Origin of the sequence: Pseudomonas sp. B21_DOA (assembly GCA_030544685.1) — a bacterium.
GTDB classification, from domain to species: Bacteria; Pseudomonadota; Gammaproteobacteria; order Pseudomonadales; family Pseudomonadaceae; genus Aquipseudomonas; species Aquipseudomonas fluorescens_AO.
The window spans coordinates 3,380,260-3,401,669 of sequence record CP086683.1; the positions used below are offsets into that span (position 1 = coordinate 3,380,260).

Here is a 21,410-nt window from a genome sequence, read left to right on the forward strand (position 1 = left end):
ATCATGACTATCAGCATCATTGGTACTGGCTCCATTGGCGCCGCCATCGCTCGGTTGCTCGTCAACGCAGGCCTGCCGGTCAGCCTGGCCAACAGCCGCGGGCCGCAAAGTCTTGCTGGCTTTGTCAGCGAATTGGGCCCACTCGCACAAGCCGTAACTGCTCGGCAGGCGAGTCAGGCGGACATCGTTTTTCTGGCGGTGAACTGGTCGAAAATCCCCGATGCCGTGCGCGATCTCGGGCCTTGGGACGGGCGCATCGTGATTGATGCCAACAACCCGATCGAGGCGCCACTGTTCAAGCCGTTCGATCTGGGCGGCCAGCCGTCTTCGCAAGTGGTGGCGCAGATGCTGCCCGATGCGCACGTGGTCAAGGCCTTCAACCATTTGCTCGCGGCTCTGCTGACCGATCCCACCGCCGAGGGCGGCAAGCGTGTGCTGTTTTATTCCGGTGAAGATGCCGCGAGCAAAACCAAGGTTGCAGAGCTGATTACTCAACTGGGTTTTTACGGCATCGACCTGGGCGGTGTGCAGCAGGGAATGCTTGCGCAGTTCCCGGGCGGACCGCTGCCAGCCTTGAACCTGGTCAAACATGGTTAACCGCTGAGCCCAGGCAACTGGGCTTCACATAGCAATCGAGGATTCAAAAATGTCTGGCTCAGATTCGCGAAATATCAGTGAGGTTGAAAACTACGACGCCTTGCTGCGGGCCAACCTGCAGCGCGTGTTCAACGAGCGCGATGCACAGAAGCGCATTGCGGCGTTGCAGGAGCTTTTTGCAGACACACCGACGATGTACGAACCGACTGGCATCGTCACCGGGCGGGCGGCGATTTCAGAGGTGGCCGGTGCGTTGCTGGATCAGTTCGGGGCGGACTTCGCTTTTGTTCCGGAGGGGCCGGCGGTTGGGCATCATGGCTTGGGTTACCTGCGCTGGCATGCGGGCCCGAGCGCTGGGCCGGTAGTCGTCAGTGGCGTTGATGTGGCAGAAATCAAAGCGGGAAAAATCGTGCGGTTGTGGGTGTTGCTGGATGCGCCCCAAGGCTGAGCCGCAGGGCAGGGCGGCAAAGGGAATCCCGATGCCGCCTGTCGCCGACAGCCAATCAGATCAAGATCGCGCATTGACATATCGAAAAATCTCGATATCCTCGGCGCATGGAACTGATCGAAATCTTCAAAGCCCTCTCGAACCCGACGCGCCTCAAGATCCTTGAAGGCCTGAAGGATCCCGTGAAGAACTTCCCCGCAGGATGAGGGTGACGTTCTCGTCGAGGGTGTCTGCGTCAGCAGCATCCAGGAAGGTATCGGCTTGTCGCAGTCGACGGTGTCGAGTTACCTGGCCACGTTGCAGCGGGTGGGGCTGGTTGAAGTGCGACGCATCGGTCAATGGACCTACTACAAACGCAATGAGGCTGCTATCAGCGCGCTTGCAGAGATCATAGGGAAAGAGCTGTAAATTTTTTACCGCAGTATATCGAGAATTCTCGATATCCCTCTTTATCGATACGAGGTTTTGCCATGAAAGCGATGATTTTGAAATCCTCCGGCGGTCCTGATTCGTTCGAACTCAGCGACGTTCCAAAACCGGTTCCGCAAGCGGGCCAAGTGCTGGTCCGAGTGCACGCTACTTCCATCAATCCGCTGGATTATCAGGTTCGGCGCGGTGACTATCCCGACCTGGTGCCGCTGCCAGCCATTACCGGTCACGACGTGTCGGGCGTGGTTGAAGCCATCGGGCCGGGCGTCAGCGCTTTCGCGCCGGGCGACGAGGTCTGGTACACCCCGCAGATATTCGACGGGCAGGGCAGTTATGCCGAGTACCACGTCGCAGCCGAAAGCATCATCGCCAGAAAGCCTGCCTCGCTGAGCCACCTCGAGGCGGCCAGTCTGAGTCTGGTCGGCGGTACGGTTTGGGAAGCGCTGACCGTGCGCGCCGTGCTCCGCGTTGGCGAAAGCATTCTGATTCACGGCGGCGCCGGCGGGGTCGGCCATGTGGCGATTCAGGTGGCCAAAGCCATGGGCGCCAGAGTGTTCACCACCGTGCGCGAGGCCAACGCCGATTTCGTCCGCAGCCTGGGTGCCGACGTGGTGATCGATTACACCCAAGAGGATTACGTCGAAGCGATCATGCGCGAAACCGCCGGGCATGGCGTTGATGTGGTGTTCGACACCATCGGCGGCGATACCCTGGCCCGCAGCCCCGACGCGCTCGCTCAGCTTGGCCGTGTCGTCTCGATCGTCGACATCGCGCAGCCACAAAACCTCGTCCAGGCCTGGGGCAAGAACGCCAGCTACCACTTCGTCTTCACCCGGCAGAATCGCGGCAAGCTCGATGAACTGAGCGCGCTGGTCGAGCGCGGCCAGTTGCGGCCCCACGTTGGCGCGGTCTATTCGCTCGCCGACATCCCGCTCGCCCATGCCCGACTGGAGAGCGCCAACAACGGTCTGCTGGGAAAAATCGCCATCGCCGTCGAGCCTTCGCTCATCGTCTGAATCCGCTCACTGATTTTGGAGAAACATCATGGTTTACGAGATCGCTGCGCTGCCCGTTCACCCGCAACAGACTGAGGCCTTCCGACGCGCATTTGCCGAAGTCGAACCGTTGCTCACCCGCGCCAAGGGATACGGCGGCCACTTGCTGGCGCAAGGTATTGAAACCCCCGAGCAATTCAATTTGATCGTGCGCTGGCAGTCACTTGAGGACCACTCGCCGGGGTTTGAAGAAAGCGAGGACCACCAGCGCTTCATGCTGGGGCTGCAGGATTATTTCTCCGCAGAACCGAAGGTCTACCACATTGAGGGTGGTGCTTTTCCGGGTGGCGATTTTGGCGTACCGGACAACGGTGCCAGCTTAGGCATCTGAGGGAGCATGTGGCTGTTCGTCACACGCGGCTGTGGCTGGTCGAGCGTGCTTGTGATGAATTGCCACATTAATTCCGCTTCGGCCTGTTCATGGGGCAGGGGTGGCAGGCAAAATGCGCCGTTTTCCATATGTCTTGTACTGCTGCTCATCCAAGGAAGGCCACTTGAAAGTCACTCTCCACGCTTCCCTGCGCCCTGAAATCTGGCCAGCCGTTGTTTTATTGCTGCTGGCAAGTCTGATCACGACCGGCTGCACGCGCTCCCATTCTCCAAAACCGGTGGAGCGCGATCTTTGTCTGGATGCCGGTCCAGAGCATACAACGGCCTACGCCAAATGCGTGAGCGAGCGGAAAGAGCGCCAAGCTGAAGCGCTCAAAATACTGCTCAGTGATGATCCTGCTGACAATCCGCAACGACAAGTGGCCGTGCCAGGCGACAGCGATTTCCAACCGTCAGATTTTCCTGACGAGCCAATGCCAGCGAGTTTTCGCATGTCTTCCAACCTGAATCTCAAGGACGCCCAGGCGTTTGCTTACAAGACTCGAATCAGCTGGAAATACGTGCCGGATCACTTCCTGCCAAGTCCAAAGGAATACGCGCGGATGAAGCAAATGGAGCGTCTGATCCAGGCAGCCGTCGCAACGGATGGTTCGGCAAAGTGGGGTGCACGGTCACTGGAGGACAACGCTTGGAGTGGGTTTTCTACACGCTGGACGACGCGGCCTTTGTCAGCCGTGTGCAGGCAGCTCTGGCGCAGACCGGGCCTTATCCGATCGAGTTCCGCAGCCGTAAACAGACAGATGTCAGTGCTGAGGTGCAGAATGCCGAGCAAACTCGATTGACACCCAAGCGATGCCTGGAGTGAAAATTTTCGACGCATAACCTCTTGAAACGAACGTCTCTCATCGCAAGGATCCGAAAGCGTGGTCGCTTCAGAGGCGTTCGTTGCGGGCGCAACGGCCATCTCGTGGACCGCGACCTCTTCAGCACACCGATTTTCCTCCAACGTTAGCCCAGCGCTTTGGTGGTAGGCTGCATCCCTCAGCCGTACTTTCTGTACTCCTGAATTCCCCTTTCCGAAATCTGCGCCGGCTCAATTGCTGGCGTTGATGGATTTCCCTCGCGGACTACAGCCATGCGCCTGCCAGATTTCATTCTCGAAAACCTAGAGCCGATCCTGCAGGCCTGGGAAGATTTCGCCCGCACCATCGAGACGCCCGGGGTGGAGCTCGATAACGTCGCGCTGCGCGATCACGCCGAGCAGATGTTGCGCGCCATCGTCATCGATCTGCGGACCAAGCAGACCATGAGCGAACAAATTGCCAAAGCCCAGGGCCAGGCGCCGCGCGACGATGAAGAAACAGCTGCGGAAACCCACGCGGTGACGCGGCTGATGGCCGGTTTTACCATCGACCAGATGGTGTCGGAATACCGCGCGCTGCGCACCAGTGTGCTGAGCCAGTGGCTGCGTCAGGTCAAGGATGGCAAATCGGTGAATGTCGACGACATGACACGCTTTCACGAAGCCATCGATCAGGCGCTGGCCGAGTCGATTGCCAGCTACTCGCGCGCCGTCGAGGCGTCGCGCAACGTGTTTCTAGGGATTCTCGGCCATGACTTGCGCACGCCGCTGGGGGCGATTCTGCTCGGTGCGGATATGTTGCGTCGTACCGAAGCTACCGACCCGCGCACCAGCAAAGTGGCCAGGCAGATCTACGCCAGCGTGCAGCGCGCCAGCCAGATCGTGGGCGACCTGCTGGATCTGACGCGCTGCCAGATGGGGCCGGGGATTCCGGTGAAAAAATCCCTGATCGATCTCAGCCCTGTGTGCGAGCGGGTGATCGAGGAAATCCGCGCCTTTCATCCGCAGGCCAACGTGCGGTTCGATGCGAAGGAGGCGGTGATGGGAGCGTTCGATGGCGCCAGGATGGAACAGGTCTTTTCCAACATCATCAGCAATGCGGTGACCCACGGCGACAATCAGTTTCCGGTTACGGTTGAACTGGAAGCTCGGGCGGATTGCGCGGTGTTCATGGTGCACAACGGCGGCGAGCCGATTCCGGAGGATGTATTGCCGTTCATCTTCAACCCTATGGGGCGCTTCTCGCAGCGCTCCGTGGTTGATCACGGGCCCGTTGCCGGGCTGGGTCTGGGCCTGTTTATCGCTTCGGAAATCGTCGCCTCACATGCCGGCTCGATCGAGGTCAGCTCTGATCTGGACGGCGGAACGGTGTTTCGCGTAAAGCTTCCGATTGATGCCGAAAGCCCCGTCACCATCTAGGCCAATCGATGGAGAGCCGGCCCCGGCCCTCCAGCCTGATCACTCCTCCATCACCTCAACCAAACCGCGATCTTCACCCAGGAACCCGCCGCTCTGGTGCTGCCACAGACGCGCATAGGTGCCGTTCTTCTCCAGCAGTTGCACGTGGGTGCCTTGTTCGATGATGCGGCCTTCGTCCATGACGATCAGTCGGTCCATCGCTGCAATGGTCGACAAGCGGTGGGCGATGGCGATCACGGTTTTGCCCTGCATCATTTCATCGAGGCTTTCCTGGATCGCGACTTCAACCTCGGAATCCAGCGCGCTGGTGGCTTCGTCGAGCAACAGGATCGGTGCGTTCTTCAGCATCACCCGGGCGATGGCGATGCGTTGGCGCTGGCCGCCGGAGAGCTTGATTCCGCGCTCGCCGACCAGCGTGTCGTAACCGCTGTGGCCTTGTTTGTCGCTCAACTGGCTGATAAAGCCATCGGCCTGGGCGTTCACTGCCGCGCGATGGATGTCTTCGTCGGTGGCGTCCGGGCGACCGTAGGCAATGTTGTCGCGGATCGAACGGTGCAGCAGCGAGGTGTCCTGGGTGACCATGCCGATCACGCTGCGCAGGCTGTCCTGGGTGACCTCGGCGATGTTCTGCCCATCGATGCGAATCTCGCCGCGATCAACGTCATAGAAGCGCAGCAGCAGGTTGATCAGTGTCGACTTACCCGCACCGGAGCGGCCGACCAGGCCGATTTTTTCGCCGGGGCGAATATGCAGGGTCAAGCCGTCGAGCACTTGGCGTTCGCCGTTGTAGTTGAAGCTGACATTGTCGAAAACCACTTCGCCGCCGGCAGGCTCAAGCACTTTGGCATCCGGCGCGTCCTGGACTTTCGGGCCGCTGGTCAGGGTGGCCATGCCGTCCTGGACGGTGCCGATGTTTTCGAACAGCGAAGTCATCTGCCACATGATCCAGTGCGACATGCCATTGATGCGCAACGCCATGGCGGTGATCGCCGCGACGGCGCCGGTGCCGACTTCGCCCTGATGCCACAGCCACAACGCGTAACCACCGGCACCGAGAATCAACGCTACCACCAGCGCCTGATTGACGATTTCGAACTGGCTCACCAGACGCATCTGGCGGAAGCCGGTGAGCTTGAAATCTTCCATCGCCGCGCGGGCAAAGTGCGCTTCACGCTTGGAGTGCGAGAACAGTTTGACTGTGGTGATGTTGGTGTAGGCGTCGGCAATCCGCCCGGTCATCGACGAGCGTGCATCGGCCTGTTCCTGGCCGACCTTGCCCAGACGCGGGACGAAATACACCATCGCCAGCCCGAACAGAACGATCCACGCCAGAAACGGCAGCATCAGCTTCAGCGCAAAGCCACCGGCCAGCGCGATGATCGCGATGAAGTACACGCCGATGCCGGGGAGAATTTCGATCAAGGTGAACAGCACCTCGCGCACCGACAACGCAGTCTGCATGACCTTGGTTGTGACGCGGCCGGAGAACTCGTCGGAGAAGAACGACAGACTTTGCCGCAGCATCAACCGGTGAAAGTCCCAGCGCAGGCGCAGCGGCAGATTGATCGCGAGGATCTGGTGCTGAACCATCGTGCGCAGCGCCACCAGACCAATGCTGACTACCAGCACGATGCCGATGCCCCACAACACGCGGCTTTCCTCATCACCGGCGGCGCCGCCGGATTGCCAGGTCGAGAGCAGATCCACCACTTGCCCGAGGAAGGAAAACAACCACGCCTCATAGATCGACACGCTGGCGCTGAGCAGGGCAAAGGCGAGGATGTAACCGCGCGCGCCCCGGGTGCAGGCCCACAAGAAACGCATCAGGCCAACTGGCGGTGGCGGCGCCTCGTCGGGCGGGAAGGGGTCGAGCCTTTCTTCAAACAGGCGAAGCATTGCGGTCTCCGAAGTGATCAGGGTGTGGGGATTCTGCCATCTATCGGCGTTGTTGCGGGTTTCAGCGTCGTGTTGCAGATAAATGCTTGTGCCTTGTCTTGACCGCAGCCAGGCGCAGAAGCTCAACGTAATCATGCCAAGCGCAACCTTTCGTCGCTGATCCAGACCTGACACGGCACGCTCATCAACCTCTTTGAACTCTCGCGCAAGCTGCTTCGTCATCTTCTATGTGGGGGCTCGAGGCAATGTTGCCGTGTAGCTCCGATTTTCCGTTTTCAAGTCAGAACGCGAGGGGCCACATGAATACTCAAGACAGCAGGGCAGGCTTTGAACCAGGTGATCCGAACAGCAAGCCTGGACAGGGTTTTGAACATTTGAAGGACGACGTCAATGAAGCAATTGGCGGCGCGCGGCAACAGGCTGACGCGCAATTCGGACAGTACCGTGACACCGCGGCCGAACAGATAGAAGCACTGGCCCAAGGCGCAAAGAGCTTCGTCTCGGAGTTGCAGGACAAGGACACGCTGGGCATGTCCGACTACCTGACGGATATGGCGGACTCCATGACCGGGCTGGCGGGCAATCTGCGCGGCAAGAGCGCCGAGCAGTTGCTGCACGACGCGGCCGATCTGGCACGCAGCAATCCGGGCCTGTTCATCGCCGGCAGCATTGCTATCGGTTTCGGCCTGTCGCGGTTTCTCAAAGCCGGTACGGCCGCAGCAGCGACGGTCAGCGCCGAACATGATCCGGCGGCGGGAACGACATCGACGCCACCGCCAGCCGATTACGGTGCGCAGCGACCCCATGAATCGTCAGTGCCGTCATCGGCCCACGCCAATCCGGGACTGGCCACCGGCATCACTCCGACCTCGCCGAGTGACAGCGATCACCCTCAGATTTTGCCGCGGCTTCCGTACCGCACGCACCCGACGCCAAAGGAGAACTGTGATGAACAGAGATGAATCTGATCTGAGCGGGGCAAGGCCCCTCGGCCAAACGGATGACGCTTCGGTGGTCGGTCTGCTGCGACAACTGTCGCGCGAAGTCCCGGCGTTGTTCACCAAGGAACTGGCGCTGGCCAAAGCCGAACTGCAGAACAGCCTCAGCACGCTCAAAGCTGGCATCGGCGCGGTGGCCGGTGGCGCAATCGTGTTCCTCGCCGGCTTCATCATTCTGCTGATGTCGGCGGTCTATGGCCTGAGCATGTTCATGGCGCCATGGCTGGCCGCGTTGATCGTTGGCGTGGTGGTGATGGTCATTGGTTTCGTCATGCTGCAATCCGGGAAAAACAATTCGAGCCGTCTCACTTCAAACCTGATCGCACCCTCGACGCCTTGAACAAGGATCAGGAAGCGCTGCGGAGGAAAGTCTCATGAAAAGCGAACTGGATATCGAAGCGGAAAAAGCCCGGAGCAGATCGAGCGCGAAATCGATGCGCAACGCGCGAGCATCGGCAATATCGTCGATCAACTGGAAAGCAAATTCACCCCCGGGCAGATGATCGATCAGGCCTGGGGAATGATGCAGAGCAACGGCTCGACGTTCTTCACCAATCTGGGCACCAGCGTGCGCAATAACCCGGTGCCGGCGGTGCTGACTTCCGTGGGGCTGCTCTGGCTGATGATGAGCCAGAATCGCCCGCCCGTGCCGCAACCAACCTATCGCAGCGGTCCAGATCAGGACAAGGCTGGCGAGTGGGCGGACGGCTTGGCCGACGGCATCGACAGTGCCCGCGCGCATTTGCACTCGACCACTGACTCGCTGAAGGACGGCTACCAGTCGCTGAAAGGCAAGGCCAGCCACCTCGGGGAAAACGTCGGTGCAGCGAAGGAAAATCTGACCCATGCGATGCATGACGCCAGTGATCGACTGTCGCGTAATTCGCAAGTGCTCGGCCAGCAATTCAGCCACCTGCTCAAGGAGCAACCACTGATGGTGGCTGCCGCCGGGGTTGCGCTCGGTGCATTGCTCGGCGCGGCGTTGCCGACTACGTCTACTGAACAGCGCTACATGGGGCGCACCAGCGCAGGCATGGTGGATAAAGCCAAGCAGAAAGCTCAAGAAGGGTACGAAGCCGTGCGCGACACGGTGACTCGAACCACTGAACAAACCGAAGTGGAGACCAAGCCGGAAACGGCGCGGCCTTCGTCTTCCGATTTGTCGCAAGGTCTGGGGACTTCCTGACGGTGAGAGATAAGGGAGGCCGCTTATGGGCCTCCCTGTTTTTGTCCTGCGGGTTAAGCTGCTACGTCGTTCTGCAGGCCTTTCAAATATTCCACCAGCGTCTGCGCACACGCTTCAATCGCGCCGTCGACCACCAGTTCGAAACCATGGGTATTCTCGGTCGGGATTGCGATGCATCCGGCCTGGGCGCTGATGCCTGAGCTCATCACCGCGCTGGCGTCGGAGGCGAAATCCACCAGCAGGGCGAACTGTGGATCGAAGCCGCAACGCTTGGCTGCGTCGGCCAAGGCCATGACCACGCCGCGCGAGTAATAGCCTTTCTGGTCGCCGGTATCGATGATCGGGTCGACGCTCAATCGCGTTGCGTATTCGCTCATCACCGGGCCGACTTCCACGGCGATTGTGGTGTCGCCGGGCAGGTGTGCAGCGGCGTACATTGCGCCGGCGTTGCTTTCTTCCTCAAGGGTGGTGAAGACGAAGTAGGTGTCGTGCGCCAATTCGGTCCGGCTGCGCTTGAGTTGCTCGGCGGCCTGGAGCATGGCGACCACAGGCGCGCGGTCATCGAGAAAATGCGCGGCGGTGGCATCACCTACCCGGAACGGCGTGCGCCAGTGCTGGCTGAGCACAACCCGCGTACCCGGACGCACGCCCATGCCTTGCAGGGTCTGCTGATCATGGCGGGTGATGATGTGCACGTCTTTCCATTCCACCGCGCCGCTCATCACATCCTTGCCCTGCGGCGAGCCTGTGGTGGCGTGCATCGAACCGAACGAGAGAACGCCCGGCAGGGTTTGCGCGTCGCCGAGAATATCCACCGGGCAGGCACCAAAGTTGACCGGATTCGCCCCACCCAACGCCACCACCCGCAACGTGCCGTCCGGCTCGACGCGTTTGACCAGCATGGCGATTTCATCCATGTGGCCCATGATGCGCACGGCGTACTGGCCATCGGGATCGGGTTCGCGGCCCTTGAGCAGGCCGATGACATTCCCGGCCCGATCGGTCCAGACCTCGTCGCAATGGCGCCGCAGTTCTTCCAGGCAGATCGCCCGGACCTCATCCTCCTGACCACCGGGCCCGCGTGCCATGAGCAAACGGCTCAATAGTGTTTGGGTGGATTCCTGTGTGTCGCGCGGCGAAGGCGTTTGATTATCCGACATGCATGCTGACCCTCCTTGCATCGGCGGACGTGTATCGACCGCTCAGAATTTAGGGGGCAGATTGGCGGGAAAATTCAGATGGTTTTAGCCCGTTGATTCATATGCAGACCCACAGGATTTTGGTTGGGATGGAGGTCATTGGCGTGCCCCGGATCATTGTGGGAGCGAGCTTGCTCGCGAAAGCGGTGGTTCAGGCAATGCAGATGTTGAATGTGCCGGCGCCTTCGCGAGCAAGCCCGCTCCCACAGGGATTTTGGTTGGGATGGAGATTTTTGGTGTGCCCCGGATCATTGTGGGGGAGCCTGCTCCCGAAAGCAATAGTTCAGGCGATGCAGATGTTGAATGTGCTGGCGCCTTCGCGGGCAAGCCCGCTCCCACAGGAATCTTGGTTGGGATGGGGATCGTTGGTGTGCCCCGGACCATTGTGGGAGCGAGCTTGCTCGCGAAAGCGTTGGTTCAGGCAATGCAGATGTTGAATGTGCTGACGCCTTCGCGAGCAGGCTCGCTCCCACAGGGAATTTGTCTGGGATGGAGATCGTTGGTGTGCTCCGGATCATTGTGGGAGTGAGCCTGCTCGCGAAAGCGTTGGTTCAGGCAATGCAGATGTTGAATGTACCGACGCCTTCGCGAGCAGGCTCGCTCCCACAGGGAATTTGTCTGGGATGGAGATCGTTGGTGTGCTCCGGATCATTGTGGGAGTGAGCCTGCTCGCGAAAGCGGTGGTTCAGGCGATGGTGATGTTGAATGTGCCGGCGCCTTCGCGGGCAAGCCCGCTCCTACAGGGATTTTGTCTGGGATGGACATCGTTGGTGTGCCCCGAATCATTGTGGGAGCGAGCTTGCTCGCGAAAGCGGTGGTTCAGGCGATGGTGATGTTGAATGTGCCAACGCCTTCGCGAGCAAGCCCGCTCCCACAGGGATTTTGGTTGGGATGGAGATTTTTGGTGTGCCCCGGATCATTGTGGGGGAGCCTGCTCGCGAAAGCGGTAGTTCAGGCAATGCAGATGTTGAATGTACCGACGCCTTCGCGAGCAGGCTCGCTCCCACAGGGAATTTGTCTGGGATGGAGATCGTTGGTGTGCCCCGAATCATTGTGGGAGCGAGCTTGCTCGCGAAAGCGGTGGTTCAGGCGATGGTGATGTTGAATGTGCCAACGCCTTCGCGAGCAAGCCCGCTCCCACAGGGATTTTGGTTGGGATGGAGATTTTTGGTGTGCCCCGGATCATTGTGGGGGAGCCTGCTCGCGAAAGCGGTGTGTCATCCAATGTGGATGTATCTGATCTGGCGCCTTCGCGGGCAAGCCCGCTCCCACGGGGATTTTGGTTGGGATGGAGATTGTTGGTGTGCCCCGGATCATTGTGGGAGCGAGCTTGCTCGCGAAAGCGATGGTTCAGGCAATGCAGATGTTGAATGTACCGACGCCTTCGCGAGCAGGCTCGCTCCCACAGGGATTTTGCCCGGGATGGAGATCGTTGGTGTGCCCCGGATCATTGTGGGAGCGAGCTTGCTCGCGAAAGCGATGGTTCAGGCAATGCAGATGTTGAATGTGCCGGCGCCTTCGCGAGCAAGCCCGCTCCTACAGGAATTAGGGTTGGAAAGGACAGTTGGGTTTGTCAGCGGTTGTATTTCAGCGCTTCGACAAACGCCGCAAACGCCGCCGAGCCCTGGCGTCGGTTTGGGTAATACAGGTGATAGCCCTGGAACGTTGGGCACCAGTCACTCAACACCTCCACCAGTCGCCCATCCGCCAGATAGGGCGCGACCAATTGCACGGGCACGTACGCTACGCCGATGCCATCTACGGCGGCATTGAGCACATGCATGATGCTGTTGAACACCAGTTGCCCATCGACCTTCACGCTGAAATCCTGACCCTTGTGCGCAAACTCCCAGGCGTAAATCGCGCCGGCCGGTTGGTGACGGATGTTGATGCAAGTGTGCTCCGTCAACTGATGCGGCGTGGTGAGTGCCGGATGGCGAGCGAAGTAGTCGGGTGAGGCGACCACCGCCAGGCGCCAGTCCGGGCCGATGCGCACGGCGATCATGTCTTTGCTGATCGATTCGCCTAGTCGAATGCCGGCGTCGAAGCGTTCCTTGACCACGTTGGTGAAACCGTAATCGACATAAAACTCTAACGTGATGTCCGGATAGTCCCGCAAAAACTGCGCAAGCTTCGGCCGGATGCACAGCTCGATCTGATCGTCCGTGCAGGAAATCCGGATCGTGCCGCTGGGCTTGTCGCGCAGTTCACCGAGGGCTTCAAGCTCGGCGCTGATCTGCTCGAATAGCGGTGCAATCGAACGCACCAAGCGCTCACCCGCTTCGGTCGGCGAAACGTTGCGCGTGGTGCGGGCGAGCAAGCGAATACCCAGACGCTGCTCCAGCGCGCGAACGGTATGGCTCAGCGCGGAGGGCGTGACGCCGAGGCGAGCGGCGGCTTTGGTGAAGCTCTGCTCCTGCGCCACGGCCAAAAAGGCCTGGAGATCGTTGACTTTGCCGTTGCTCATTGCTGAATTTTTCTCAAAAGCACATAAAGATTACCGCTACTAATCAAGTTATTCGCAATCCGTCAAGCTTTACAGCCTGAGTAACGAGGCGGAAACGCTTCGATCAAATCGTTTCCAAAGAAGGTTTTTCATGACGGCCCAAGTAATTGATAACCCGACAGCCCAATCCATGGGCGCGTCCACAACCGGCGAGCAACCGGCGTACTGGAGCGGTGTATTCGCGATGACCTTGTGTGTCTTCGCGCTGATCGCTTCCGAATTCATGCCGGTCAGTCTGCTCACGCCGATGGCCACGGACCTGCACATCAGCGAAGGCCTGGCCGGTTACGGCATCGCTATCTCCGGCGCCTTCGCCGTGCTGACCAGCCTGACGATCGCCAGGCTCGCCGGTTCGATGGACCGCAAGAACCTGTTGCTGCTGTTGACGGCGCTGATGTGCGCTTCCGGGCTGGTGGTCGGTCTGGCGCCCAACTACACGGTGTACATGATCGGCCGCGCGCTGATCGGCGTGGTGATCGGCGGTTTCTGGTCGATGTCGGCGGCACTGGCCATGCATCTGGTGCCATCGGCCAGCGTGCCCAAGGCGCTGGCCATTTTTAACAGCGGCAACGCGCTGGCGACCGTCGTGGCGGCGCCGTTGGGCAGTTATCTGGGCAGCGTGATTGGCTGGCGCGGGGCGTTTTTCTGTCTGATACCGGTCGCGGTGATTGCGCTGCTCTGGCAATGGATCAGTTTGCCGGCGCTCCCCGCCGCGCCGCGCAAGGTGAGCGCAGGCAATGTCCTTGCGTTGTTGAAAAGCCGCCGGGTGGCATTCGGCATGTTCGGCGCCGGCTTGTTCTTCATGGGGCAGTTTGTGCTGTTCACTTACCTGCGACCGTTTCTGGAAACCGTGACGCGGGTCGACGTTTCAGTGTTGTCGATGATTCTGCTGGTGATTGGCGTGGCCGGATTTATCGGCACCGCCGTCATCGGCTCGGTGCTCAAGGCTGGCCTGTACAGGGTGGTGATCGCCATTGCGCTGCTGATGGCGATGATCGCTGTGGCGCTGATCGGGCTGGGCAGCTCGCTGGTCGCGACGTTCGTGTTGCTGGGCTTGTGGGGATTGATCGCCACGGCGGCGCCGGTGGGCTGGTGGTCGTGGCTGGCGCGCACGCTGCCCGACGATGCCGAAGCCGGCGGTGGGTTGATGGTGGCGGTGGTGCAGTTGTCGATCGCTTCGGGCTCGACCGTCGGTGGTCTGCTGTTCGACGGCAGCGGATATCGGCTGACCTTTTCGCCAGCGCGGCATTGCTGGTGCTGGCGGCGCTGATGACCTGGTTGACGTCGCGGGAGACGGCCTGAATCAGCTTTCGGTGTTCTCGGCCGACGCCTGCGCCGCTTCGGCTTCCAGCTTCAAACGATCAGCCTTGCAGATGTATTTGGGCTTTTTCGGCGCCAGTTTGGCGTTGGCCTTTTTGGCCTTTTCCTTGAATAACTGCTGCAGCTTCTTTTGGCGATTCATGAGTTTTCGATCAGGGGTGGAGAGGGTGGGAATCCTGACGCAAGGCCGAGTGGTCAGCAAGGGGAAATCCACTAAGCTGAGCACTATGCTCGACTCAAGAGCCCGGCACACTTAAGGAACCGCCCATGAGAAAACTTCGCAGATTGGTTGCCGCGCTGTCCTGCCTCGCGCTGGTGGTTGGCAGCACGACGGCGCTGGCCGACCCCGGCAATGGCAAGGGCCAGGGTGGTCAGGGAGGCCAGGGCAACGGCAAGGGCAAACCGCAGAACATGCAGGATCACGGCAAACAGGGTGGGGGTGGCCAGGGTAATGGCAACAAAGGCGAGCCATCCTCTGGCAATCGCGGCGGTGGTCCGAGCGTTGATCGCGGCAATATTCTCGGCATCATCGGCGGCTATCGCGGCGAATACTGGAATCCGGGGCCGCCGCTGCCGCCGGGTATTCAAAAGAATCTGGCACGGGGCAAACCGCTGCCACCGGGCATCGCCAAGAAGCTGGACGGGCGTCTGCTTGGCCATTTGCCGCACTATGACGGCTACGAATGGCAACAGGTGGGCACCGATCTGATTCTCGTTGCGCTGGCCACCGGGCTGATCTACGAGGTGCTCAACGGCGCGTTCGATTGATTTTTCAAAGGGAGTGGCAGCACGTGCCGCTCTTTTTTGTACCCATAGCTGCATAAAATGCAGCAATGAACTGCATTCAGGCTGGCTTGTTCGTTGAAGGCTGAGCTTTCAGACTGAGCTCAACGGTTAACGAATGAATGGAGATGACCATGGCCAACGCAATCCGCTTCACCGAAACGGGCGCTCCGGACGTCCTGCAGTTGCAGAGTGTCAGCGGGCAAACCCCTGGGCCCGGCGAGGTCTGGCTGGAGCAAGCCGCGGTTGGCGTCAATTACCTCGATGTCTCCCAGCGCAAAGGTGCGGTGCCGGTAGCGGTGCCGTCTGGGCTGGGTCTGGAAGGCGCGGGTCGGGTGGCCGCTGTCGGTGTTGGCGTGAGCAATGTCCGCGTCGGTGATCGGGTCGCTTATGCCACTGGCCCGTTGGGCGGTTACGCCTCGGCGCGGCTGTTTCCGGCAGAGCGCTTGGTAAAAATCCCCGATGAGCTGTCGTTCGAAGATGCAGCGGCGGTGCTGTTCAAAGGCATCACCGCGCAGTACCTGCTGAAGGCAACTTACCCGGTCGGGCCCGGCACGACGATGCTGCTTTATGGCGTCGCGGGTGGTCTGGGGAAATCATGGTGCCGTGGGCCAAACACCTTGGCGCGACGGTGATCGGTGTGGTGTCGAAACAGGCCAGCGTCGACAAGGCGCGCGCTTCGGGCTGCGACGAAGTGCTGGTGTTCGATGCCGAGACACTTGCCGCCGACGTGTTGCGTATCACCGAGGGGCGCAAGGTCGACGTGGTGTATGACCCGATTGGCCGGGTGTCTTTTCAGGCCTCGCTGGACAGCTTGCGTCCTCGCGGGCTGATGGTGTCGTTCGGCGCGCAGACCGGTGCGCCGGCAGCGGTGGAAATGGCCACGCTGAACGCCAAGGGTTCGCTGTTCCTGACCCGTCCGTCGCTGGCCGCACATACCGCGACAACTGCGGAATATCAGGAACGTGCGCAAGACGTGCTGGCCGCTGTTGCCGCCGGTATCATCACGCCGCAGATCCGCGCGCGCTATGCACTGGCCGACGCGGCACAAGCGCACGCCGATCTCGAATCGGGGCGATCATCAGGGACGATTATTCTAAAACCATGAATCTGGATGTTCTGAGCAACCCGCACAGCGATGAGATCGCTGCCTTCCTCGCCGTCGCCGCGCAGGGCTCGTTTGTCGCGGCGGGGCGCTTGCTGCAGCGCCATCCGACCATCGTTTCGAAACGCCTTGCGGCGATGGAAAAACGACTGGGCGTGCGGCTGGTCGAGCGCTCGACGCGACACGTGCGTATCACTGAGGCCGGCCTCCAGCTCGAACAGCGCTTGCGCGCAGCCGTTGAGCTGATGAACGAGGCGCAACAACAAGCGGTGCAGGGCGCCAGCGAAGTGCGCGGCACCTTGCGTCTGGCCTTGCCGGCGGCGATGGGGCGGTTTTGGCTGGGGCCGCTGCTGCCGGAATTTCTCAGGGCTCATCCCCACGTTTCGTTGGTCGCCGATTACAGCGAAGGCCTCGTCGACATCATCGAGCAGGGTTTCGACGCGGCCATCCGCATCGGCGAGCTTGACGATAATCGGCTGATCGCAAAAAGCTCAGCGAACATCGACGGATTCTCTGCGCATCGCCGGCCTACATCGAGGCGCACGGCATGCCGCAAACCCCGCAGGACCTGCTGCAGCACAATTGCCTGCGCTTCAGCGGGCTGGCGTCGTTTCCGCTGTGGCGCCTGCATTGCGGCAATGAGGTGCAGACCCTTACGCCACACGGCAACCTGACCGCCAGCGACAGCGAATCGCTGCTCGCCGCCGCCCGGGCCGACGCCGGCATACTCGGCGCCGGCGACTGGCTGATGAGCCGCGATCTGGCGGCAGGGCGGTTGATCCAGGTACTGCCCGACTGGCATCTGGATTCGGCGGGCGGTGTCTATCTGGTCCGGCCGTCGTCGCGGTTCCCGCCGGCGGCGGTGGTGGCGTTCAAGGAATGGATTGAAGCGAAGTTCGATCCGGCGCCACCGTGGGCGGTTTGACCAAAGCCAGCATCCAGTGGCACCACCATCCCTGTAGGAGTGAGCCTGCTCGCGAAAGCGGAGTGTCAGTCATAGATGATCTGGCTGACCTGACGCCTTCGTGAGCAAGCCCACTCCCACAGGTTTCATAGTTCGCTCAGAAAATCCCGAACACCACAAATCCAATGTGGGAGCGAGCTTGCTCGCGAAAGCGGAGTGTCAGTCATAGATGATCTGGCTGACCTGACGCCTTCGTGAGCAAGCTCACTCCCACAAGTTTCGTGGCTTGCCCGCAAATTCCTGAACGCTCGCGAATCCAGTGTAGGAGTGAGCCTGCTCGCGAAAGCGGAGTGTCAGTCATAGATGATCTGGCTGACCTGACGCCTTCGTGAGCAAACTCACTCCCACAGGTTTCCTGGCTCGCCCGGAAATTCCTGAACGCCCGCAAATCCAGTGTGGGAGCGGGCTTGCTCGCGAAAGCGGAGTGTCAGTCATAGATGATCTGGCTGACCTGACGCCTTCGTGAGCAAGCCCACTCCCACAGGGTTCATGGTTCGCTCAGAAAATCCCGAACACCACAAATCCAGTGTGGGAGCGGGCTTGCTCGCGAAAGCGGAGGGTCAGTCATAGATGATCTGGCTGACCTGACGCCTTCGTGAGCAAGCCCACTCCCACAGGGTTCATGGTTCGCTCAGAAAATCCCGAACACCACAAATCCAGTGTGGGAGCGGGCTTGCTCGCGAAAGCGGAGTGTCAGTCATAGATGATCTGGCTGACCTGACGCCTTCGTGAGCAAGCCCACTCCCACATTTTTCGTGGTTGCTCAAAAATTCCTGAACACCCCCAAATCCAGTGTGAGAGCGAGCTTGCTCGCGAAAGCGGAGTGTCAGTCATAGATGATCTGGCTGACCTGACGCCTTCGTGAGCAAGCCCACTCCCACAGGTTTCCTGGCTTGCCCGGAAATTCCTGAACGCCCGCAAATCCGGTGTAGGAGCGAGCCTGCTCGCGAAAGCGGGGTGTCAGTCATAGATGATCTGGCTGACCTGACGCCTTCGTGAGCAAGCTCACTCCCACAGGTTTCCTGGCTTGCCCGGAAATTCCGGAACACCCCCAAATCCAGTGTGAGAGGAGATTCATTTTGAGCGCACAAAAAAGCCCGGCATCGCTGTCGGGCTTCGGTGTCTTCAGCGCTTCATGCGGCGATCTTGTTAGCCGCCATTTCCTTTTGTGGCTCGCCTTCAAGGCTTCCATTTGCGCGCCCAGTTCCTCGAGCTTGGCTTTGCCCAGAAGCTTCTGCGCTTTCGGGAACATTTCCTCTTCTTCCTCTTCGATGTGGTGCTCCAGCAGCTCCTTGACCACTTTGACCCGACCGGCAAATTCCGGGGTGCCCGGATCGGTTTCTTTCAGATCAGGCAGCACCAGCGAGTCCACGGTGCGGTGCTCTTCCTTGGCCTCGTAGTACATGATGTCTTCTTCCTTGCTGCCGGCTTCCTTGAAGGCAGGGTAAAGAATTTCTTCTTCAAGGCGAGTGTGGATGGTGATTTCCATTTCCAGTTTGCCCAGCAACTCGACGCGTTTTTTCAGCGCGCGGTCGGTGGACTCACTCAGTTGGCTGAGGATGGCTTTTACTTTTTCATGGTCGGCTTTGAGAAGGTCGATGGCATTCATTTTTTAAGGCCTCTGCTTTTCACGGATTGAACACAGCGTTCTTTTTTCACGCTGCTGTGTATTCAGGAAGAGGCTATCGCAGGACTCATGCCAACTCGCCGATCAAGCACAACCCTTCTAAATCAAGGGCTGGCATCGAAGCAGGCACAATGCTTTCGTGCAGCCTGCAAGATCTCCGCGCAACAGACATTGCATATAACAAGCCCGGCATAAGCCGGGCTGTGGTGATGCTGAGACGGGCCTGCATCTCTGGTTCACCGGTTCGCCTGGGAAGGCGAAATGCGACCGACATGCTTGGGCCCCGCCAGTGCCCAGGCGATCAGACCGAACAGCGGCACAAACACGATCAGCACGATCCACACGCCTTTATTGCTCGATTTCCCCTCGCTTTTACGCACCCGGTTGATGGCCCAAAGCTCGATCAGCACGAGAATGACCGCCAATACGATCCACACGGTTTCGATTTGCATAGGCTTACCTCCTGATGGTCTGTGCGTTAGGCGACAAGCGGGGCGTTGGGTTCATTCTTTTTGCCCGGGACAAGCGGACGCAGTGATACCCGGTTGCAAAATAGATGTCTGATTGCCGCTGCGGCCTATATCCTCAGCGCCATACGTTTGGGCTGGAACAGGGACAGGGCAATGGCATTCAGGGTGATGGTCGTCGGTGGTTACGGCAATTTCGGCAGCATCGTCTGTCGGCATCTGGCGCAGATGCCAGAGATTGAGCTGCTGCTGTCGGGCCGCGATGCGCGCAAGTTGCAGCGCAAGGTTGACGAGCTGCAAGCGCAGTCGGGCCGCCCGTGCGAAGGCTGGTGCGGCGATGCAATGGGCGCAGATTTTCAGGCGGCGCTGCGCGAGCTCAATATCCAGTTGGTGGTGCACACCGGCGGGCCGTTTCAGGGGCAATCCTACGCAGTGGCTGAAAGCTGCATCGGCGCCGGGGTCAATTATTGCGATCTGGCTGACTGCCGCACCTTCGTCAACGGCATTGATGTACTCAACGCCCGCGCCAGGGAAGCCGGCGTAGCGGTGCTCAGCGGTTGCAGCTCCGTGCCGACCTTATCTTCGGCAATCATCGATCAGCAGCGCTCGCGTTTTGCGCGAATCGACTCGATCGAGCATGGCATTTCTTCCTCGGCAAAAATGCCGGGGCTGTCCACGGTCGAGGGGTGCTCGCCTATGCCGGCAAACCGATCAAACAATTGAAAAACGGCCAGGTTCACGAAGTATTGGGCTGGCTCGACCTGACCCTGCGCAGCATGCCGCAACTGGGCAAGCGGGTGCTGGCCAATGTCGATGTGCCGGACATGGGTATTTTCGCACGCCGCTATGGCGCACAGACGCTGCGCTTCAAGGCTGGCGCCGGCCTGAAGCTCGGCGGTGTCGCCAACGCCTTGCTCGCGCAAGCCTTGCGCTTTGGTCTGGTGCGCGATCATGTGCGCTGGGCGGCGCGTCTGCATCGCTTGGGCACGTGGTTCGAACGCTTCGGTGATGGCAAAAGCGCGATGTACATCGATGTTCAAGGCATCGGACTTGACGACCAGCCGCTGAGCATGACCGCGCAACTCACCGCACTGAATGACAAAGGCCCGGAAATTCCCAGCTGCGCCGCCGTCGCTCTCGCAATCAAAATGGCTCGGGGTTATGTACCGCAGGCCGGCGCGCGGCCGTGTGTTGGCGAAATCAGCGTCGATGAATATCTGGCGGCGATCAACGATCCGGCCAACTTGAGCCTGTCGGTTCAGTTCGCCGAAGGGCATCGTTGAGATGCTCTATCTCTGCCTGAAGTACTTGCACGTCATTGCGGCGATTTTCCTCTTTGGTTTCGGCATGGGCTCCTACCTCTACCTGATCGCCGCCAGCCGCAGCGGCAACCCGCAAGTGATCGCCCATGTCGCACGAATGGTGGTGCGCTTTGATACGTGGATCACCACGCCGGCCGGGTTTGTGCAGGTCATTACCGGCTATCTGCTGATGCGGCTCTCGGGGCTTGCGATGAGCACCGAATGGCTGCTGACTTCGCTGATCATTTTTATCTGTGTGGGCGCGTTGTGGCTGCCGGTGCTGGTGTTGCAAAAGCGTTTGCAGACCATGGCGCTGAGCGCGGGCGAGGCTGACCAGCCGCTGGATGATCGCTACGCGAGCACGTACCGCTGGTGGTTCTGGATGGGCGTCGCCGGGTTCGCCGGGATGTTTGTCATCGTGCTGATGATGGTGACGAAAATGACGCCGCTGCAACTGATCAACTTAGCCGTGGGCCTTTAGGAAACGGCTTTCGTGATCCGCTGTTGGCAGCAGGCAAGTGTCGTACCTGCCGAACAGGCGATAGCGATTCAGCGCGATGCGATCGTAAGCCCAATCGCGCAGACGACGCGGGACAATGCGCAGCAGTTTCAGCGGCTGCCAGCGCCCCGGCAATTGCCCGACCACTTCCAGGAATGCATCCGAGCGCTCCCAATAATGCCGGTCGCGGAGCACCGCCATGGTGTCGAACTCGTCCAGCGGCAAACCGGCCCACGCCAGCAAGGCCTGGCCCTCGGGCGATTGCACGGTCGCCAGCCGCACGCGGCGCTGGCGGTCATGGCGAATCAGAAAACGCGCCCAGCCGTTGCACAGTTTGCACACGCCGTCGAACAGCACCACGGTTTCGCCGGGCTTGAGCAGTGGCGCGGGGGTAGGGCAGGTTTTCATGGCAGGCATCG

General features: G+C 60.2%; 15 protein-coding genes and 8 pseudogenes. 16 read left to right on the plus strand and 7 right to left on the minus strand.

From position 1 onward, the window contains the following. The 7 genes and pseudogenes from LJU32_15570 to LJU32_15600 all read left to right on the plus strand — a co-directional run bounded on the left by LJU32_15570 (window position 1) and on the right by LJU32_15600 (window position 5,140). On the plus strand, window positions 1–597 hold the full coding sequence (locus tag LJU32_15570; protein WKV91109.1) for an NADPH-dependent F420 reductase: 597 nt from the start codon (window positions 1–3) through the stop codon (window positions 595–597). A 49-nt stretch (window positions 598–646) separates the two neighbouring features. Beyond that, the gene (locus LJU32_15575; GenBank protein WKV87217.1) at window positions 647–1,045 is read left to right on the plus strand and encodes a nuclear transport factor 2 family protein; all 399 of its coding nucleotides are present in this window, start codon (window positions 647–649) and stop codon (window positions 1,043–1,045) included. A 107-nt stretch (window positions 1,046–1,152) separates the two neighbouring features. Next, a pseudogene (locus tag LJU32_15580) lies at window positions 1,153–1,453 on the plus strand (helix-turn-helix domain-containing protein). Between the two features lie 62 nt (window positions 1,454–1,515). Continuing rightward, the gene (locus tag LJU32_15585) at window positions 1,516–2,490 is read left to right on the plus strand and encodes a zinc-dependent alcohol dehydrogenase family protein (protein ID WKV87218.1); all 975 of its coding nucleotides are present in this window, start codon (window positions 1,516–1,518) and stop codon (window positions 2,488–2,490) included. A 28-nt stretch (window positions 2,491–2,518) separates the two neighbouring features. Next, on the plus strand, window positions 2,519–2,860 hold the full coding sequence (locus LJU32_15590) for an antibiotic biosynthesis monooxygenase (protein ID WKV87219.1): 342 nt from the start codon (window positions 2,519–2,521) through the stop codon (window positions 2,858–2,860). A 163-nt stretch (window positions 2,861–3,023) separates the two neighbouring features. Further along, window positions 3,024–3,701, plus strand: a complete 678-nt coding sequence (locus LJU32_15595; GenBank protein ID WKV87220.1) for a hypothetical protein — start codon at window positions 3,024–3,026, stop codon at window positions 3,699–3,701. 293 nt (window positions 3,702–3,994) lie between these two features. Then, window positions 3,995–5,140: a sensor histidine kinase gene (locus LJU32_15600; GenBank protein WKV87221.1), complete on the plus strand. Its 1,146-nt coding sequence runs from the start codon at window positions 3,995–3,997 to the stop codon at window positions 5,138–5,140. Between the two features lie 39 nt (window positions 5,141–5,179). Here LJU32_15600 and LJU32_15605 read toward each other — a convergent pair whose 3' ends face one another. After that, window positions 5,180–7,036: an ABC transporter ATP-binding protein/permease gene (locus tag LJU32_15605; GenBank protein WKV87222.1), complete on the minus strand. Its 1,857-nt coding sequence runs from the start codon at window positions 7,034–7,036 to the stop codon at window positions 5,180–5,182. Window positions 7,037–7,335: 299 nt separating this feature from the next. On the opposite strand from LJU32_15605, the pseudogene LJU32_15610 reads away from it, so the two are divergent. The 3 genes and pseudogenes from LJU32_15610 to LJU32_15620 all read left to right on the plus strand — a co-directional run bounded on the left by LJU32_15610 (window position 7,336) and on the right by LJU32_15620 (window position 9,220). Further along, window positions 7,336–7,985 (plus strand): annotated as a pseudogene (locus LJU32_15610) (hypothetical protein). After that, window positions 7,985–8,412, plus strand: a pseudogene (locus LJU32_15615) (phage holin family protein). Before LJU32_15610 ends, LJU32_15615 begins: the two co-directional pseudogenes overlap by 1 nt. A gap of 40 nt (window positions 8,413–8,452) precedes the next feature. Next, a complete protein-coding gene (locus LJU32_15620; GenBank protein ID WKV91110.1) occupies window positions 8,453–9,220 on the plus strand; it encodes a DUF3618 domain-containing protein in 768 nt (255 codons plus the stop codon). Window positions 9,221–9,273: 53 nt separating this feature from the next. Here the strand turns inward: LJU32_15620 and LJU32_15625 are convergent, their stop codons facing one another. Further along, entirely contained in the window at window positions 9,274–10,380 is a 1,107-nt protein-coding gene (locus LJU32_15625; GenBank protein ID WKV87223.1) for a M20/M25/M40 family metallo-hydrolase, read from the minus strand. Between the two features lie 1,612 nt (window positions 10,381–11,992). Then, on the minus strand, window positions 11,993–12,886 hold the full coding sequence (locus tag LJU32_15630; protein ID WKV87224.1) for a LysR family transcriptional regulator: 894 nt from the start codon (window positions 12,884–12,886) through the stop codon (window positions 11,993–11,995). A 169-nt stretch (window positions 12,887–13,055) separates the two neighbouring features. Between LJU32_15630 and LJU32_15635 the strand changes: the two are divergent. After that, a pseudogene (locus LJU32_15635) lies at window positions 13,056–14,227 on the plus strand (MFS transporter). 1 nt (window position 14,228) lies between these two features. Here LJU32_15635 and LJU32_15640 read toward each other — a convergent pair. Continuing rightward, entirely contained in the window at window positions 14,229–14,387 is a 159-nt protein-coding gene (locus tag LJU32_15640; protein ID WKV87225.1) for a DUF2986 domain-containing protein, read from the minus strand. 125 nt (window positions 14,388–14,512) lie between these two features. Between LJU32_15640 and LJU32_15645 the strand changes: the two genes are divergently transcribed. The 3 genes and pseudogenes from LJU32_15645 (at window position 14,513) to LJU32_15655 (ending at window position 17,058) form a co-directional block, all read left to right on the plus strand. Next, complete coding sequence (locus tag LJU32_15645) at window positions 14,513–15,013, plus strand: RcnB family protein (GenBank protein WKV87226.1); 501 nt, start codon at window positions 14,513–14,515, stop codon at window positions 15,011–15,013. Window positions 15,014–15,162: 149 nt separating this feature from the next. Beyond that, window positions 15,163–16,136, plus strand: a pseudogene (locus LJU32_15650) (quinone oxidoreductase). Continuing rightward, window positions 16,133–17,058: pseudogene (locus LJU32_15655) on the plus strand (LysR family transcriptional regulator). The pseudogenes LJU32_15650 and LJU32_15655 overlap by 4 nt, the downstream one beginning before the upstream one ends. Before the next feature lie 1,201 nt (window positions 17,059–18,259). Here the strand turns inward: LJU32_15655 and LJU32_15660 are convergent. Beyond that, window positions 18,260–18,706: pseudogene (locus LJU32_15660) on the minus strand (hemerythrin domain-containing protein). A gap of 254 nt (window positions 18,707–18,960) precedes the next feature. After that, window positions 18,961–19,176, minus strand: a complete 216-nt coding sequence (locus LJU32_15665; GenBank protein WKV87227.1) for a PLD nuclease N-terminal domain-containing protein — start codon at window positions 19,174–19,176, stop codon at window positions 18,961–18,963. Between the two features lie 171 nt (window positions 19,177–19,347). Between LJU32_15665 and LJU32_15670 the strand changes: the two are divergent. Together LJU32_15670 and LJU32_15675 are read left to right on the plus strand one after the other, a co-directional pair. Continuing rightward, window positions 19,348–20,474, plus strand: a pseudogene (locus LJU32_15670) (saccharopine dehydrogenase NADP-binding domain-containing protein). A 1-nt stretch (window position 20,475) separates the two neighbouring features. Then, window positions 20,476–20,973 (plus strand): DUF2269 domain-containing protein, encoded by a 498-nt coding sequence (locus LJU32_15675; protein WKV87228.1) that lies wholly within the window; start codon window positions 20,476–20,478, stop codon window positions 20,971–20,973. Here the strand turns inward: LJU32_15675 and LJU32_15680 are convergent. Beyond that, window positions 20,956–21,408 (minus strand): thiol-disulfide oxidoreductase DCC family protein, encoded by a 453-nt coding sequence (locus LJU32_15680; GenBank protein WKV87229.1) that lies wholly within the window; start codon window positions 21,406–21,408, stop codon window positions 20,956–20,958. The genes LJU32_15675 and LJU32_15680 overlap by 18 nt on opposite strands. Between the last annotated feature and the right edge of the window lie 2 nt (window positions 21,409–21,410).